Source organism: Achromobacter sp. RTa, assembly GCF_000757485.1.
Lineage (GTDB): Bacteria > Pseudomonadota > Gammaproteobacteria > Burkholderiales > Burkholderiaceae_B > Achromobacter.
The window spans coordinates 420097-433113 of the sequence record NZ_JPYO01000045.1; the positions used below are offsets into that span (position 1 = coordinate 420097).

The following is a 13017-nucleotide window of genomic DNA, read 5'->3' on the forward strand; positions in this document are numbered from 1 at the left end:
TCCAGGTCGGTCAGGCCCCAATCTAGCGGGGGCGGAACCAGCGCGTCTTGTACCAGCTTGCTGTCCGGGCGTCAGGACCGGACTTGTTTCTGATAGCGGGCGGGCGTGACGCCGTAGCGGCGCGAGAAGGCGCGCGTCAGGTGGGCCTGGTCGGTCAGGCCGGCGGCCAGCGCCACCTGGGCGGGCGCCTCGCCCGCGGCCAGCCGACGCTTGGCCTCGAACAGCCGCAGCGCCATCAGCATCTGCTGCGGCGTGGCGTGATAGTGCGCCTGGAAACGGCGCAGGAAATGGAAGGGGCTGAGCCCGGCCACGGCCGCCAGTTCATCCAGCGTCATCCGCCTGGACAGGTGAGCGCGCAGGTAGTCGACGACGGGAGCGAAACGCGGCGCCCCTTCCGCCTGGGCGGGCCGGTCCAGGCGGGCGTGGGGGCGGAACTCCGCCAGCAGGGCGTACAGCGCGCTGTCGAAGGCCAGCGGTTCGCGCGCCAGCCACAAGACATCGAGCAGGGCGGCGATGCGCTGCGCGCGGGCGGCGTCGGCGCCCACCGCGGCGTCGAACCACCAGCCGCTGTCGCCGGTCACGCGTTCCACTACGCCCGGGTCCAGGTAGGCCATGCGGTAGCGCCAGCCGCCTTCGGTTTCGGCGCGCCCCGTGTGCAGTTCGTCGGGATTCATCAGCACCACTGAACCTGGCGGGGCGAGATGGTCCGAGCCACGATAGCGGAAACGCTCCACGCCGGATTCGATGGCGCCCAGTCCGTAGGCCTCGTGGGTGTGCGGCTCGAAGGCGTGGCGGATGATATGGGCGCGGTACAGCTCCACGCCGGGCAGGTGCGGCGGCTGCCTGAATTCGGCGCGGTCGCCGGGATGGTCGAACGCCGCCGGCACGCCTGGCATGGCGGGCGCGGCGAGGTCCGGCGGAACGGCGTGGGCGGGATGCATGGATGGAATTTAAGCACGCCGGCGTAGAAGCGGCGCGGCGGGATTTGCCGGTGTCTTATCCGTCCGCGCGCATGGCCTCGGCGCGTTCCAGCAGCAGCTCCCGTTCGCGCGCGTTGCGCGTCATGCCGGCGGCGCGCTCGAATTCGGCGCAGGCCTCGGCCCGGCGCCCCAGCTTGGCCAGCAGGTCGCCGCGCACGCTGGGCAGCCAATGGTAGTTGGCCAGCGCCGGATCCTGCGCCAGCTGGTCCGCCAGGTCCAACCCGGCCTGCGGACCGAACGCCATGCCGACCGCCACGGCGCGGTTCAACTCCACCACGGGCGAAGGCTGGGCCTGGACGAGCGCGTCGTACAGCGCCACGATGCGCGGCCAATCGGTGTCTTCGGGCGTGCGGGCCCGGGCGTGGCAGGCGGCCAGTCCGGCTTGCAGCGCGTAGGGGCCGCGGGCGCCGCCCAGCGCGTCCGAGCGCTCCAGCGCCGCCAGGCCCCGCCGGATCAGCAGCGGATCCCAGCGGCCGCGGTCCTGCTCCATCAGCAGCACGGGGCGGCCTTGCGCATCGGCGCGCGCATGCAGCCGCGAAGCCTGCAGCTCCATCAGCGCGACCAGCCCATGCACTTCGCCGTCTCCGGACGCCAACTGCGCCAGGATGCGGCCCAGGCGCAGGGCCTCGTCGCACAAGGCGGGGCGCGTCCAGTCGGCGCCGGACGTGGCCGAATAGCCTTCGTTGAAGATCAGGTAGATGACCTCCAGCACGGAGGCCAGGCGCGCCGTCCGTTCGTCCGCGCGCGGCACCTCGAAGGGCACGCGCGCGGCGGAGAGGCTGCGCTTGGCGCGCACGATGCGCTGCGCGATGGTGGATTCCGATGCCAGGAAGGCGCGCGCGATCTCGGCCGTGGAGAGCCCGCCCAAGAGGCGCAGCGTCAACGCGACCCGCGCTTCCGTAGACAGCAGCGGATGGCAGGCGGTGAACATGAGGCGCAGCAGATCGTCGCCGATATCGTCCTGCCGCGCGGCGTCCAGCGCATCGACGAAATCGGGCTCCACGTCGGCCTGCAAGGCCTCCAGCTCATGGCCGATCTGCTCGTGCTTGCGCGTATGCAGCGCGTCCAGCCGCAAGCGGTCTCGGGCGCGGTTCTTCGCGGTGGTCATCAGCCACGCTCCCGGGTTGTCCGGCACGCCGGTCTCGGGCCAGCGTTCCAGGGCGGCGACCAGGGCATCCTGCGCCAGCTCCTCGGCCAAGCCGACGTCGCGCACCAGGCGCGCGACGCCGGCGATGACGCTGGCGGCTTCGATCCGCCAGACCGCCTCGATGGCGCGATGCGTGGCCGCCTGCGCCGTCATACGGCAGGGACTTCGCCGGGAACCATGTACACGAGCTCCCAGACGTGGCCGTCCAGGTCCTCGAAGCCGTGCGCGTACATGAAGCCATGGTCCTGCGGCTGGCGCGGCGCGGTGCCGCCGGCCGCGAGCGCGCGGGCCACCAGGTCGTCCACCTCGGCGCGGCTGTCGCAGGACAGCGCGATCAGGACTTCGGTGGTCTTGGTGGCGTCGGCCACCGGCTTGCCGGTGAAGGTCTGGAAGAAATCCTTCACCAGCAGCATGACGTAGATGTCGTCGCTGACGACCATGCACGCGCCCTGGTCATTGGTGAACTGGGGGTTGAACGTGAATCCCAGGCTCTTGAAGAAAGCCTGCGATTTCTGCATGTCGGCGATGGCGAGGTTGACGAAGATCTGCTTGGGCATGATGTGTGGCTTCCGTTGGGTTGTCGTGTGTGGGGGGCGGCGGTGGCTCAGCGGCCGTTGCCGGTAAGCTGCCGGAACCGCTCGACCGCTTCGCTGGGGCCGAGTTCGTCCAGTTCATACATCTGGCGCACTTCGATCGAGCAGGGCTGGCCGATGAAGGGTTCGGGAAAGCGCAGCGCCCATTGCATCGCTTCCTCGCGCGAGCGCACCTGGATCATGGTGTAGCCGGCGATCAGCTCCTTGGTTTCCGCGAATGGCCCGTCCACCACCGAGCGCTGGCCGTTGTCGTACTGCACGCGCCAGCCCTTGGACGAGGGCTGCAGCCCATTGGCGTCCAGCAGCACGCCTGCCTTGGCCAGGGCTTCGTGATACGTCGTCATCGAGGCGAGCATGCTTTCTTCCGGCATCACGCCGGCTTCGCTGTCGGGCGTGGCCCGCACGAGGATCATGAATCGCATTTCTGGATCTCCTTGGTTCGGACTACAGAACCCCGCTGTTCCGGGGCTTGTACAGGCACGACGAATCGCAACTCGCCGAATCGACAGGAAAAAGGAAAACCTAGGGTAAGCACCAAGTTCCGGGGCTTGGCGACGCGCCATGCCCGAGCAGATTGTTACGAAGGCTCAGGCCTGGTTTCACCGGGCGTCCTTACACTCCCAGCGTCCGCAACTCTGAATAGCGATATGAAAATCCTCTGTAGCCTTGCCTTGGTGGCGTCCTTGCTTTCGGGCTGTGCCGTCTATACCCCCAGCGGGTCGGTCATCGTCGATCCGCACGACGGAGGCGGCCGAGGCGGTTTCTGCCCGCCCGGGCAAGCCAAGAAAGGAAACTGCTGAGACCCTGACCGCGGGCCCGCCTCGATGGCGGGCCCGCCGCCTGGGGGCGGCGCCTACATGAAACACGGCCCCAGCTCCCGGACTTCCACCGTGGCCCACTGCGCGGCAGGACATTCCGCCGCCAAGGCCAGCGCCTCCTCCCGCGTCTCGCAGGTCAGCAGAAAGAACCCCCCGATCATTTCCTTGGCCTCGGCATAGGGGCCGTCCATCAGGGTACGCTCGCCGTCGCGGATCCGCAGCCGCACGGCTTCCGACTCCGACTTCAGCGATTCCGCGCGCACCAGCAGCCCGCGGGCCTTCAGGTCCTCCGCGTAGCACACCATTTGCGCGTAGGCTTCGCGGCCCTCTTCGGGCGTGCGCTGGGCGCGCTGCCCCACGGGTTCGACGATGAAAAGCAGGTAGGACATGGAATCTTCCTGTGGGAGCGGCGGAGCGAATGCGCCAGATTACCGCCGTTCCTGGCGTCTGCACATCTCTTGAATACTTGCTAAAAGCAAGTAATAATATGCCTTAGGCAAGCATTTGGAGAGGCCATGTCAGACCAGACGATGTACGAGCGGGCCGAGGCGGTGCGGAGGTTCAACCGCTTTTATACGCGGCACATCGGCGTGCTGCATGAACATTTGCTGGCCAGCGAGTTTTCGCTTACGGAAGTGCGCATCCTTTATGAGCTCGCGCACCGGCCGGCCTTGAGCACGTCCGACCTCTGCCGCGAGCTGAACCTCGACGCGGGCTATGTCAGCCGGGTGATCTCGGGGTTCGAGAAAAAGGGCTTGATCGTCAAAACGCGATCCGCCGCCGACGCCCGGGTCGCCCAGCTGGAGCTGACCGGGCAAGGGCGCGCCGCGTTCGCCCCGCTCAACGATGCCTCGCGCAATGAAATCATCGCGGTCCTCAAGCAACTTCCGGAGCCGGCGCAGGCGCAGCTGGTCGATGCCATGAACGATATCCAGAATCTCCTCGGCGGCCAGCCTTCCGTGGGCTACGTGCTGCGCGATCCGCTGCCCGGCGATATGGGCCTGGTGGTGGCCAACCAGGCGGTGGTGTATGCCCGCGAATACGGGTGGAACGCCGAGTACGAAGCCCTGGTCGCGGAAATCGTGGCCAGGTTCATCCGCGATTTCGACCGGAGCTGCGAGCGCTGCTGGATCGCCGAGAAAGACGGAAAGATGGTCGGTTCGGTTTTCGTCGTGCGCCAGGACGAGACGACGGCCAAGCTGCGCTTGCTGTATGTCGACGCCGGCGCGCGAGGGCTGGGCATCGGCCGCCGGCTGGTGGAGGAATGCCTGCGCTTCGCCAAACAGGCGGGCTATGCCCGCATGGCGCTGTGGACGAACAGCGTCCTGGCGGATGCCCGTCGCATCTACGAGAAGGCGGGGTTCCAGTTGCTTGAAGAAGAGCCGCATCACAGTTTCGGCCAGGACCTGGTCGGCCAGGTCTGGGCGCGCGATCTATGAGCTTTGGCGCGGCCCGTGGCCGCACGCGGGCCGCGGCCTTGCCGGAGCAAGGGCCGGGCTGACGATGAACGACCTCGCCAAGGCGACCTGCGCCGCCGCGCTGACCGGTATGCTGGTGGGTGCGGCCATGGTGTCCACACGGACGGTTTCGGCCGATGCCACGGCCGAAACCCTGGCCTTTCTGCGCTATGCGATCGGGCTGGCGCTGCTGGTGCCGCCGGTGCTGCGGCGCTGGTCCGCGGGTTTTCTTGCCAGGGACCTGCTTGCGGTGGCGGGCCTGGGGATACTTCAGTTCGCGATGCTGATGCTGCTGTTGAACCACGCGCTTGCCAAGCTGCCGGCCGCGACCTGCGCCCTGGTGTTCTCCACGGTGCCGCTGCTGACGATGTGCCTGGCGATCGGCGCCGGGCGCGAGCGCTTCAGCTGGTCGCGGATGGCCGGGGCGGGCGTCGCGGTGCTCGGCATTTCCGTCCTGCTGGCGCCGTCCGCCGCGCCCGCGCAAGGAGGGCAGGACATCCAGGCCTGGGCGTCCCTGCTCGGAGCGACCTTCCTCGGCGCGGCGTGCAGTCTGTTGTACCGCCCCTATCTGAAGAAGTATCCGGCCTTGTGCGTCAGCGCGTTCGCGATGTTCGTTTCGGTCCTGTTTCTCGCCGGCGTCTGCCTCGTGCGGCAGGCGCCGCTGGTGCCCGAACTGTCGGCCGTGCAATGGGCCAACGTTACGTTCATCGGGCTATCCAGCGGCCTGGGTTATTTCTGCCTGCTGTGGGCGCTGGGCCGCCTGGACGCAAGCCGCGTGATGGCGTTCCAGGCGCTTGCCCCCATCACTGCGGTGGCCATCGAACTGCTGGGCGCCTCCTATTCCCTGAGCTGGCGCCTCGTCGGCGCCTTTGTGCTGGTGCTGTCGGGCGTCTGGTTCGGCACGCGCGACCGCGCGGCGCCGGCCTCCCGATGAAGGCGTCCGGGCGGATGCCTAGGCCGCGTTGCGCGGGGCCTGGATCATTTTCCAGCCGTTGCCGGCGGGATCGCGGAACCCCGCGTCGACGCTGCCATAGCGGTCGATCGGCTCCTGCGTGAATTCGACCCCGCTGGCCTTGAGCCGGGCATGGCTGTCCCGGCAGTCCGCCACGTGCAGGACCAGAGGCGGCATCGCCCCCTTTGCAACCATGGCGAGCAGGGTCTGCGCGGTGGCGTCGTCGTGGATGGGCGCGCCGGGCTTGAACAGGCCTAGCTGGAAGGAGGGTTGCTCCGGGTGCTGGACCGTAAGCCACCGGTACGGCCCGTTGCGCACATCCGTGTGGATCTTGAATCCGAGTTTCCCGACATAGAACGCCAGCGCTTCGTCCTGGTCGTGCACATACAAGCCCACCACGCTGATTCCTTGGTTCATGAGACCTCCTTGGTTGATGGCGGCAATGTACCGTCGGCCATGCGGCGGCGCTTCTCCAAAACTGCGGTGTTGAGGTCGGGGCGCTGCGCGGCCTTCAGGACGCAGGCGGGAATGTGGCCGAGCGCTTGCGCCTCGGTCCGCGCCTGGCGGCGCATGGCGCCGGGGCTCAGGCCCGTGATGTCGCGGAAGACGCGGCCGAAGGTGCCCAGGCTTTCCCAGCCGGTGGCGTACGCGATGTCGGTGATGTTGAGCGAGGTGTCCCGCAGCAGGGTATTGGCCTGTTCGATGCGGCGCGTGAGCAGGTAGCGGTGCGGCGGAATGCCGAAGGCCTGCTTGAACGAGCGGGCGAAATGGGCCTGCGTGACGCCGACGATCGCGGCCAGGCGTTCGACGGGCCAGGCCTCGTGCGAGGCGGCGTCCATGCGGTCCCTGGCGCGCAGCAGGCGGCGCAGCAGGGCGGGGTCCTGCAAGGGCGGAACGGGTGCCTGGGTGCTGCGGCGTGCGCGAGGAGCCATGGGGTCTGAGGTCGGGACGGTTGGCCTAGTGTAGGCAGAAAGCGACTGAAACAGCTTATACACCCGGTATCCCAGCCTGCGGGACTGACACACAGCTGAAGTGCTACCTTGCCCCCGTGATAGTGATTTGCGGGCCTGCCCCATGCAACGCGGGAGCGGTCCGCTACAGGAGAATAAATATGCCCATCACGAAACGAGTTATCCAAGCCCTGCTCGCGGGCGTGCTGGCGCTGGGCGTCAGCACGGCGGCAATGGCGGACAAGCAGACCCGCAACACCATCATCGGCGCGGGGCTGGGCGGGGTGGCCGGCGCCTTGCTGTCCGATGGCGACCCCTGGCTCACGCTGGGCGGCGCCGCGGCGGGTGGGGTGCTGGGCAACGTCATCACGGACGATGATGACCGCCGGGGCCGCCGCCACTGGGACCGCGACCGCGGTCGCGGCCATTCCTACCGCCGCACCGATTATCGCGGCCATGACAGCCATCGCGGCCACGGCCGTTCGAACTGGCGCCATCGGCATTGATCCCGGCCGCGCGGCCTGAGACGCCGAGCGTTCGCGCAGGCTCAGGAGCGGGCGGCGGCGTCGGCCTTGGCGGCGGGCGCCGCCGCCTGCGCCGCGTTCTGCGGCGCGGGGATGTCCATGATCAGTTCCACGCGCCGGTTGGCGGCGCGGCCCGCGGCGGTGTCGTTGGATTCGATCGGGCGCGTCTCGGCGTAGCCGACGGCGCGCAGGCGCTGAGCGGACACACCGTCGCGGACCAGCTCGCGCAGCACGCTGGTGGCTCGGCTGCTGGACAGCTCCCAGTTGGACGCGAACTGGCGCGTCTGGATGGGCACCGGGTCGCTGTGGCCTTCCACCGAAACCTGGTACTCGTTCTTGTTCAGGATGCCGGCCAGGCGCTTGATCACGTCCAGCCCGGCGGGGCTGAGCGTGGCCTGGCCCGAGGGGAAGAGCAGCTCGTTGCTGATGCGGAAGCTGACGGATTGTTCGTTGATGATGACGTCCACCGAGTTGCCGAGGTCGGCCAGGCCCAGTGACTCCTTGGAAGGAGCGCGCAGCGGAGGCGGGGCTTCCGCGACCACTTCGCCCTCCTGGCTGGCGGGCGCGCTGGCGACGGCCGCGGGCGCCGCCACGGCGGGCGGCTCCGCCCAGCTGGCCGGGATGGCCACCGCGTCGAATTCCGAGTACTCGCCGTCATAGGCCGGCAGGCCGCTGGCGGCCACGGTGCCGACCAGGTCCACAGGCTGCCCGTTTTTGCCCAGATCCTGTCCATGCAGGCGGGTCAGCGCCAGCAGGACGACGAGCAGGGCCAACAGCAGGGTGATCAGATCCAGATAGCTGAGCAGCCAGTTCTCGGAATCCTGTTCGACGGTTTCCTCGACGTGCCAGCGGGCGTAGCGGTCCTGGCGGCCGCTCTTGCTCTGGCGCCAGCCGTTGCTGGCGGCCTCCTTCTGGGCCCGCAGCTGGGCCTGGCGGGCCTGTTCGATCCGCTCTGCCAGGGTGGGGGAAATCAGGCTCATTGGCGCACGGCGGCCGGACGGGCGATGGACACGGGCTTGGCGGCGGGCTTGGCCGGGCCCTCGGCCTTGGCCGGCGCGGGCTTCGGCTTGGCGGCGACGCCGCCGTCGTAGATTTCGTCTTCGACGTGCATCACGAAGGAGTTCAGGGTTTCGCGCACCACGGCGGGGCCCCGCTTCTCGCACATCATGGCGATGCCTTGCAGCACCATGTTCATGGACTCGACCCGCCTGGCGGTGCGGCGTTCCAGCTTCAGCGCGATGGGCTTGCAGACCAGGTTGGCGAGCAGGATGCCGTAGAAGGTGGTCATCAGGCCGATCGCCAGCTGCTGCCCGATGGTCTGCATGCTGCCGTCGCCCAGGACCGACATCAGGTTGATCAGCCCGACCAGGGTGCCCAGCATGCCGAAGGCGGGGGCGAAGGTGGCCATGACGCGGAACATCTGGGCCTCGGCCTGCTCGCGGGCGCGCAGGCGGGCGACGCGCCATTGCAGCAATTCGATGATCTGGTCTTCCGGCGTGTTGTCGATGATCAGCTGCACGCCCGTGCGCAGGAAGGGGTTGGAGACCTTCTTGAGCTCCTCTTCGACCTTGCGGACGTCGGTGTTCATCCACAGCTGGGCCATGGCGGCCAGCTCGTCGATGTCGCGCTGCTGGTCGTGCTGGTCGTTGCGGAAGACGGTGCGCACCAGCTTGAAGACGCGCACCACCTCGGACAGGGGATAGGCGATGAACAGGGCGGCGCAAGTGCCGCCCAGCACGATGGCCAGGCCCGGGAGGTTGACGTAGAGGCCGGGGTCGGTGGCGGCCAGCGCCACGACGATGACCACGGTAAGGAGGCCGACGGCGGCGCCGATGACGGTAGACGGATTCATGGATCTTGCCCGATAACGAAGGCATCCCATGTGCGGAATGCCGGATTTTCGGGAATTCTAGCCAGGATCGCGGCCGCTCAATCGGCCGGAAAGCGGGGCGAAAAGGGCGGTAAGCGCCGGCTTGCCCCGGGCGCCGGGCGGGGGGTGCCGCGGCAAAAAATGGGGGCGGGTCAGCCCGGAGCGGAAAGCCGCGGATGCAGGGCGATCCATTCTTCGCGCGTGATCTCCCAGATCTCGGTGGGCAGGCGTCCGCTGACGTAGCCGCGTTCCTCCGTGCCGACCAGGCGCATGCCCCCGCGCCGTGAAATATTGCGCGAGGCGGTGTTGGCCACGGCCTTGGGCGCGCGCAGCACGGGCTTGCCCAGCACCTCGAACCAGTAGGCGGTGGCGGCTTCGCTGGCTTCGGTCATGTAGCCCTTGCCATGGTGGACCGGATCCAGCCAGAAGCCGCGGTTGTTGCCGGAGTCGTCGTCCATCAGGCTGACGATGCCGATCAGGACCTCGGGCTCGGCTCGGGTGCGGATGGACCAATGCCACTGCGTGCCCTCGCGCATGGCGGGAACCGCGATCTGTTCTATATAGACGCGCGCGCCGTCCGGGGGGTAGGGCCAGGGCACCTGGTCGGCCAGGAAGCGCACCACTTCCCACTGCGGGAAGATGCGCTGGACGGCATCGGCATCGCCGATTTCCAAGGGGCGCAGCAGCAGGCGGCCGGTGGCGAGCGCGGGCGGAAAATGGTCGTCGGGCATGGGCGCGGGGAGGCCTCGGCGCAGTGAATCGACGGATATGTATATCATGGGCGGCATATGGCGGCGTCTCGCCCGGCGGCCGCCCCTGAACTGGAGCAAAGCATGAACAACCCCAACGAAAGCGTCAGCATGGCGCTTTTCTGCGATTTCGAGAACGTGGCGCTGGGCGTGCGCGACACGAAATTCAATAAATTCGACATCCGGCCCGTGCTGGAGCGCCTGCTGCTCAAGGGCAGCATCGTCGTCAAGAAGGCCTATTGCGACTGGGAGCGCTACAAGGAATTCAAGGCCCCCATGCACGAGGCCAATTTCGAGCTGATCGAGATCCCGCACGTGCGCCAATCGGGCAAGAATTCGGCGGACATCCGCCTGGTCGTGGACGCGTTGGACTTCTGCTACACCAAGTCCCACGTCAACACGTTCGTGATCATCAGCGGCGATTCCGATTTTTCGCCGCTGGTGTCCAAGCTGCGCGAGAACAACAAGAAGGTGATCGGGGTGGGCGTGAAGCAATCCACCTCGGACCTGTTGATCGCCAATTGCGACGAATTCATTTTCTACGACGACCTGGCGCGCGAGGGCCAGCGCAACGCCGAGGCCCGGCGCGATAACCGCGGCGCCGGCGGCGCGGCTGGCGGCCAGCGCCGCACCCCCGAAGAGGAGCGCCGGCGCAAGGAAGAGCAAGAGGCCCGCAAGACCCAGGCGGTCGAGATGGTGGTCGAGACCTTCGAAGCGCTGGTGGCCGAACGCGGCGACAGCGGCAAGATCTGGGCTTCGGCGCTGAAGGACGCGCTCAAGCGCCGCCGGCCGGATTTCAACGAGTCCTACTACGGTTTCCGCGCCTTCGGAAACCTGCTGGACGAAGCGCAATCGCGCGGCCTGCTGGAAGTGGGGCGCGAAGAGAACGCGGGCACCTATGTGTATCGGGACAGCACGGGCAGCGCGCCGCCCGTGAACCGGGCCGCTGGCAATGGCGGCTCCCGTCCTGCGCCGGCCCGTTCGCCGGCACCCGAGGCCGACGAGGCGCAGGAGGCGGGCGCGGCCCAGGAAGAATCCCGTTCCCGCTCCGCCCGCAAGTCGCGCGGCGGCCGCAAGCAGGGCGGCGCGGACAGGGCAGCAGGCCAGTCCGCCGAGCAGGCCGCGGGCAAGGAAACCGCCGCTACGGTGCCGGATGCGCCGTCCGAATCGCCGGCCGCCACGCCGGTTCCCGTGCAAGCGCCCGCTGCCGTGTCCTCCCAGGACGACAGGGACGCCGAAGCTGCCCGGGAGCTTGCCAAGGAAGCCGCCGCGCTTGAAGCGATGCGGGCAGACGCCCTGGCGCGGGCGCAAGCGCCCAAGCCCGCGCAGGTGTCGCGCCTTCCGCCCATGCCCAAGCCCTTGCCGCAGGCTCGCCAGCCCTTGCCCGCGGTGAATCTTGCCGAATGGACCTTTGCCGAGCCCACAGCGGAAACGCGCCGCGAGCCTGCCGGCAAGGCCAAGGCGGCAGACCCGTTCGAAGGCGGAGTGGCAAGGGCCGGCGACAAGCCCGAGGCCAGCCAGCCCGCGGAGGACAAGCCCGCCGCGAAGCGCAGCACGGCCCGCAGCCGCACCGCCGCCAAGACGGCAGCAAGCAAGACGGCTGCCACCAAGGCCGCCGCGGCCAAGACGGCGGCCCCCGCCGAGCCCGCCGCCACGCCTGAGCCGCAAGCCAAGGCCGCCGCGGAGGCTCCCGCCAAGCCCGCCCGCAAGACCGCGGCCCGCCGCCCGAAGAAGGCGGCCGCCGAATCCTGAGCGCGGCCGTAACGCCGGGTAGGGCCGTCGATCGGCTCAGGGGCGTACCGGCCCTTCCTGATCCGCCGGGGCGCCGTAGCGACCCGGCGTGGTGCCCAGCTCGCGCTTGAACATGGCGATGAAGGCGCTGACGTTGTCGTAGCCCAGCTCCAGCGCCACGGCGGTCACGGCGGCGCCGCCCGCCAGCATTTCCTGCGCCCGCATCAGGCGGGCGCGCTGCCGCCAGGCCCCCACCGTCAATCCGGTTTCCGCCAGGTAGCGGCGCGCCAGCGTGCGCGGCGCCATGCCGATGGCGCCAGCCCAATCTTCCAGCGACCGGGTGTCCGAAGGCTGGTCCGACAGCGCGATCGCCAGGCGCTGCAGCCGGGGTTCCCGGGGCAGCAGCAGGGCTGCGCCGGCGCGCGGCAGGGTGCGGATCTCATCCCGGATCAATTCCACGATGCGGCGGCCCGAAGGGCCGGACGATTCGGTTGCGCCCTCGTGCCACCCCGCGGCGCGCTCGACGGCCGCCAGCAGCAGGGCCGAAGCCTGCAGCACGCAAGGCGCTTGCGGCAGGCCGGCGCAGGCGGAGGGGCTGAGGTACGCGCTGTAGCCCGCATAGGGGCCATGGGAGCGCAGCCCATGCGGCTGGCCGGGAGGAATCCATACCGCCTGCTGCGCGGGCACCACCCATTGGCTTTCGCCGGCATAGACGGTCAGCAGGCCCTGATAGGCGCCCAGCAACTGGCCGCGCGCATGCTGGTGCGTGGCGGTGTGCCGCAGCGCGCCGTCGTGGCGGCTGACGGCGATCAGGCGTGGGCCCCCGCGCGACCGGGCGCGCCCAGGATCCAGCAACGGGCGCGAAAGGGCGGAAGTAGGCATTGGCAAAAATACCGTATTGATTGACCGAAATAACGCAGACTAGCCAGGGTGGCGGGTCTATCGTAACGCCTGTATCGGAACAGCGGGAGCAATCATGCGGGCACAGGACGTTCTGCCGGATGGCAGGGATCAAGGCGATTTCAATGGCGTGAAGGTGCGCAAGGGCACGGTCGGGGCATTCCTGGCCAACGCGCGCGTCTGCATCGATCCGGAAGCCCCGGCAAGCGCCGTGGCCGCCGCCAGGCGCGATATCCAAGAGGCCTTGCCCGCGCTGCGCGCGCTGGGCCTGTTTGAAGTGCTGGAGGTGCGCGATCCGGCATTGCGGGCGTGGCTGGGGGCGCAGGACGCCGGCGGCGCGTGATGC

16 protein-coding genes are annotated in these 13017 nt (G+C 68.7%); 5 read left to right on the forward strand and 11 right to left on the reverse strand.

The genetic code is table 11. The features are described from left to right. Positions 1-71: 71 nt before the first annotated feature. From JL37_RS26200 to JL37_RS26220, 5 genes are all read right to left on the reverse strand, one after another. The gene (locus JL37_RS26200) at positions 72-896 is read right to left on the reverse strand and encodes an AraC family transcriptional regulator (RefSeq protein ID WP_043548239.1); all 825 of its coding nucleotides are present in this window, start codon (positions 894-896) and stop codon (positions 72-74) included. Positions 897-996: 100 nt separating this feature from the next. Continuing rightward, positions 997-2280, reverse strand: a complete 1284-nt coding sequence (locus JL37_RS26205) for an RNA polymerase sigma factor (RefSeq protein ID WP_043547921.1) — start codon at positions 2278-2280, stop codon at positions 997-999. After that, complete coding sequence (locus JL37_RS26210; RefSeq protein WP_043547922.1) at positions 2277-2684, reverse strand: VOC family protein; 408 nt, start codon at positions 2682-2684, stop codon at positions 2277-2279. Before JL37_RS26210 ends, JL37_RS26205 begins: the two co-directional genes overlap by 4 nt. A 47-nt stretch (positions 2685-2731) precedes the next feature. Further along, positions 2732-3142: a YciI family protein gene (locus JL37_RS26215; protein ID WP_043547923.1), complete on the reverse strand. Its 411-nt coding sequence runs from the start codon at positions 3140-3142 to the stop codon at positions 2732-2734. Positions 3143-3573: 431 nt separating this feature from the next. Further along, a complete protein-coding gene (locus JL37_RS26220; protein ID WP_043547924.1) occupies positions 3574-3927 on the reverse strand; it encodes a YciI family protein in 354 nt (117 codons plus the stop codon). A 126-nt stretch (positions 3928-4053) separates the two neighbouring features. Between JL37_RS26220 and JL37_RS26225 the strand changes: the two genes are divergently transcribed. Next, entirely contained in the window at positions 4054-4977 is a 924-nt protein-coding gene (locus JL37_RS26225; protein ID WP_043547925.1) for a helix-turn-helix domain-containing GNAT family N-acetyltransferase, read from the forward strand. A 64-nt stretch (positions 4978-5041) separates the two neighbouring features. Further along, positions 5042-5929 carry a DMT family transporter gene (locus JL37_RS26230; protein ID WP_043547926.1) on the forward strand — a complete coding sequence of 296 codons (888 nt, stop codon included), beginning with the start codon at positions 5042-5044 and terminating at the stop codon, positions 5927-5929. An 18-nt stretch (positions 5930-5947) separates the two neighbouring features. On the opposite strand, the gene JL37_RS26235 is transcribed toward JL37_RS26230, so the two are convergent. Together JL37_RS26235 and JL37_RS26240 are read right to left on the reverse strand one after the other, a co-directional pair. Further along, positions 5948-6364, reverse strand: a complete 417-nt coding sequence (locus JL37_RS26235) for a VOC family protein (RefSeq protein ID WP_043547927.1) — start codon at positions 6362-6364, stop codon at positions 5948-5950. Continuing rightward, positions 6361-6879 carry a helix-turn-helix domain-containing protein gene (locus JL37_RS26240; RefSeq protein WP_052097608.1) on the reverse strand — a complete coding sequence of 173 codons (519 nt, stop codon included), beginning with the start codon at positions 6877-6879 and terminating at the stop codon, positions 6361-6363. The genes JL37_RS26235 and JL37_RS26240 overlap by 4 nt, the downstream gene beginning before the upstream one ends. Before the next feature lie 179 nt (positions 6880-7058). Between JL37_RS26240 and JL37_RS26245 the strand changes: the two genes are divergently transcribed. Then, complete coding sequence (locus JL37_RS26245; RefSeq protein ID WP_043547929.1) at positions 7059-7403, forward strand: glycine zipper 2TM domain-containing protein; 345 nt, start codon at positions 7059-7061, stop codon at positions 7401-7403. 41 nt (positions 7404-7444) lie between these two features. Here the strand turns inward: JL37_RS26245 and JL37_RS26250 are convergent, their stop codons facing one another. The 3 genes from JL37_RS26250 to JL37_RS26260 all read right to left on the reverse strand — a co-directional run bounded on the left by JL37_RS26250 (position 7445) and on the right by JL37_RS26260 (position 10022). Then, positions 7445-8401 carry an OmpA family protein gene (locus JL37_RS26250; RefSeq protein ID WP_043547931.1) on the reverse strand — a complete coding sequence of 319 codons (957 nt, stop codon included), beginning with the start codon at positions 8399-8401 and terminating at the stop codon, positions 7445-7447. Further along, positions 8398-9273, reverse strand: coding sequence for a motility protein A (locus JL37_RS26255; protein ID WP_043547932.1), 876 nt, complete (start codon positions 9271-9273; stop codon positions 8398-8400). Before JL37_RS26255 ends, JL37_RS26250 begins: the two co-directional genes overlap by 4 nt. A gap of 170 nt (positions 9274-9443) precedes the next feature. Continuing rightward, entirely contained in the window at positions 9444-10022 is a 579-nt protein-coding gene (locus JL37_RS26260) for a GNAT family N-acetyltransferase (RefSeq protein WP_043548240.1), read from the reverse strand. A 102-nt stretch (positions 10023-10124) separates the two neighbouring features. On the opposite strand from JL37_RS26260, the gene JL37_RS26265 reads away from it, so the two are divergent. Next, entirely contained in the window at positions 10125-11792 is a 1668-nt protein-coding gene (locus tag JL37_RS26265; protein ID WP_043547933.1) for an NYN domain-containing protein, read from the forward strand. A gap of 36 nt (positions 11793-11828) precedes the next feature. Here JL37_RS26265 and JL37_RS26270 read toward each other — a convergent pair whose 3' ends face one another. Beyond that, positions 11829-12653 (reverse strand): helix-turn-helix domain-containing protein, encoded by an 825-nt coding sequence (locus tag JL37_RS26270; RefSeq protein ID WP_052097609.1) that lies wholly within the window; start codon positions 12651-12653, stop codon positions 11829-11831. A gap of 94 nt (positions 12654-12747) precedes the next feature. On the opposite strand from JL37_RS26270, the gene JL37_RS26275 reads away from it, so the two are divergent. Further along, positions 12748-13014, forward strand: coding sequence for a hypothetical protein (locus JL37_RS26275; protein ID WP_043547935.1), 267 nt, complete (start codon positions 12748-12750; stop codon positions 13012-13014). The last annotated feature ends 3 nt before the right edge of the window (positions 13015-13017 follow it).

Coding starts and splice junctions, on each gene's coding strand:
- JL37_RS26200 (WP_043548239.1), bottom strand. CDS start 896: ATGCCAGGCGTGCCGGCGGCGTTCGACCATCCCGGCGACCGCGCCGAA.
- JL37_RS26205 (WP_043547921.1), bottom strand. CDS start 2,280: ATGACGGCGCAGGCGGCCACGCATCGCGCCATCGAGGCGGTCTGGCGG.
- JL37_RS26210 (WP_043547922.1), bottom strand. CDS start 2,684: ATGCCCAAGCAGATCTTCGTCAACCTCGCCATCGCCGACATGCAGAAA.
- JL37_RS26215 (WP_043547923.1), bottom strand. CDS start 3,142: ATGCGATTCATGATCCTCGTGCGGGCCACGCCCGACAGCGAAGCCGGC.
- JL37_RS26220 (WP_043547924.1), bottom strand. CDS start 3,927: ATGTCCTACCTGCTTTTCATCGTCGAACCCGTGGGGCAGCGCGCCCAG.
- JL37_RS26225 (WP_043547925.1), top strand. CDS start 4,054: ATGTCAGACCAGACGATGTACGAGCGGGCCGAGGCGGTGCGGAGGTTC.
- JL37_RS26230 (WP_043547926.1), top strand. CDS start 5,042: ATGAACGACCTCGCCAAGGCGACCTGCGCCGCCGCGCTGACCGGTATG.
- JL37_RS26235 (WP_043547927.1), bottom strand. CDS start 6,364: ATGAACCAAGGAATCAGCGTGGTGGGCTTGTATGTGCACGACCAGGAC.
- JL37_RS26240 (WP_052097608.1), bottom strand. CDS start 6,879: ATGGCTCCTCGCGCACGCCGCAGCACCCAGGCACCCGTTCCGCCCTTG.
- JL37_RS26245 (WP_043547929.1), top strand. CDS start 7,059: ATGCCCATCACGAAACGAGTTATCCAAGCCCTGCTCGCGGGCGTGCTG.
- JL37_RS26250 (WP_043547931.1), bottom strand. CDS start 8,401: ATGAGCCTGATTTCCCCCACCCTGGCAGAGCGGATCGAACAGGCCCGC.
- JL37_RS26255 (WP_043547932.1), bottom strand. CDS start 9,273: ATGAATCCGTCTACCGTCATCGGCGCCGCCGTCGGCCTCCTTACCGTG.
- JL37_RS26260 (WP_043548240.1), bottom strand. CDS start 10,022: ATGCCCGACGACCATTTTCCGCCCGCGCTCGCCACCGGCCGCCTGCTG.
- JL37_RS26265 (WP_043547933.1), top strand. CDS start 10,125: ATGAACAACCCCAACGAAAGCGTCAGCATGGCGCTTTTCTGCGATTTC.
- JL37_RS26270 (WP_052097609.1), bottom strand. CDS start 12,653: ATGCCTACTTCCGCCCTTTCGCGCCCGTTGCTGGATCCTGGGCGCGCC.
- JL37_RS26275 (WP_043547935.1), top strand. CDS start 12,748: ATGCGGGCACAGGACGTTCTGCCGGATGGCAGGGATCAAGGCGATTTC.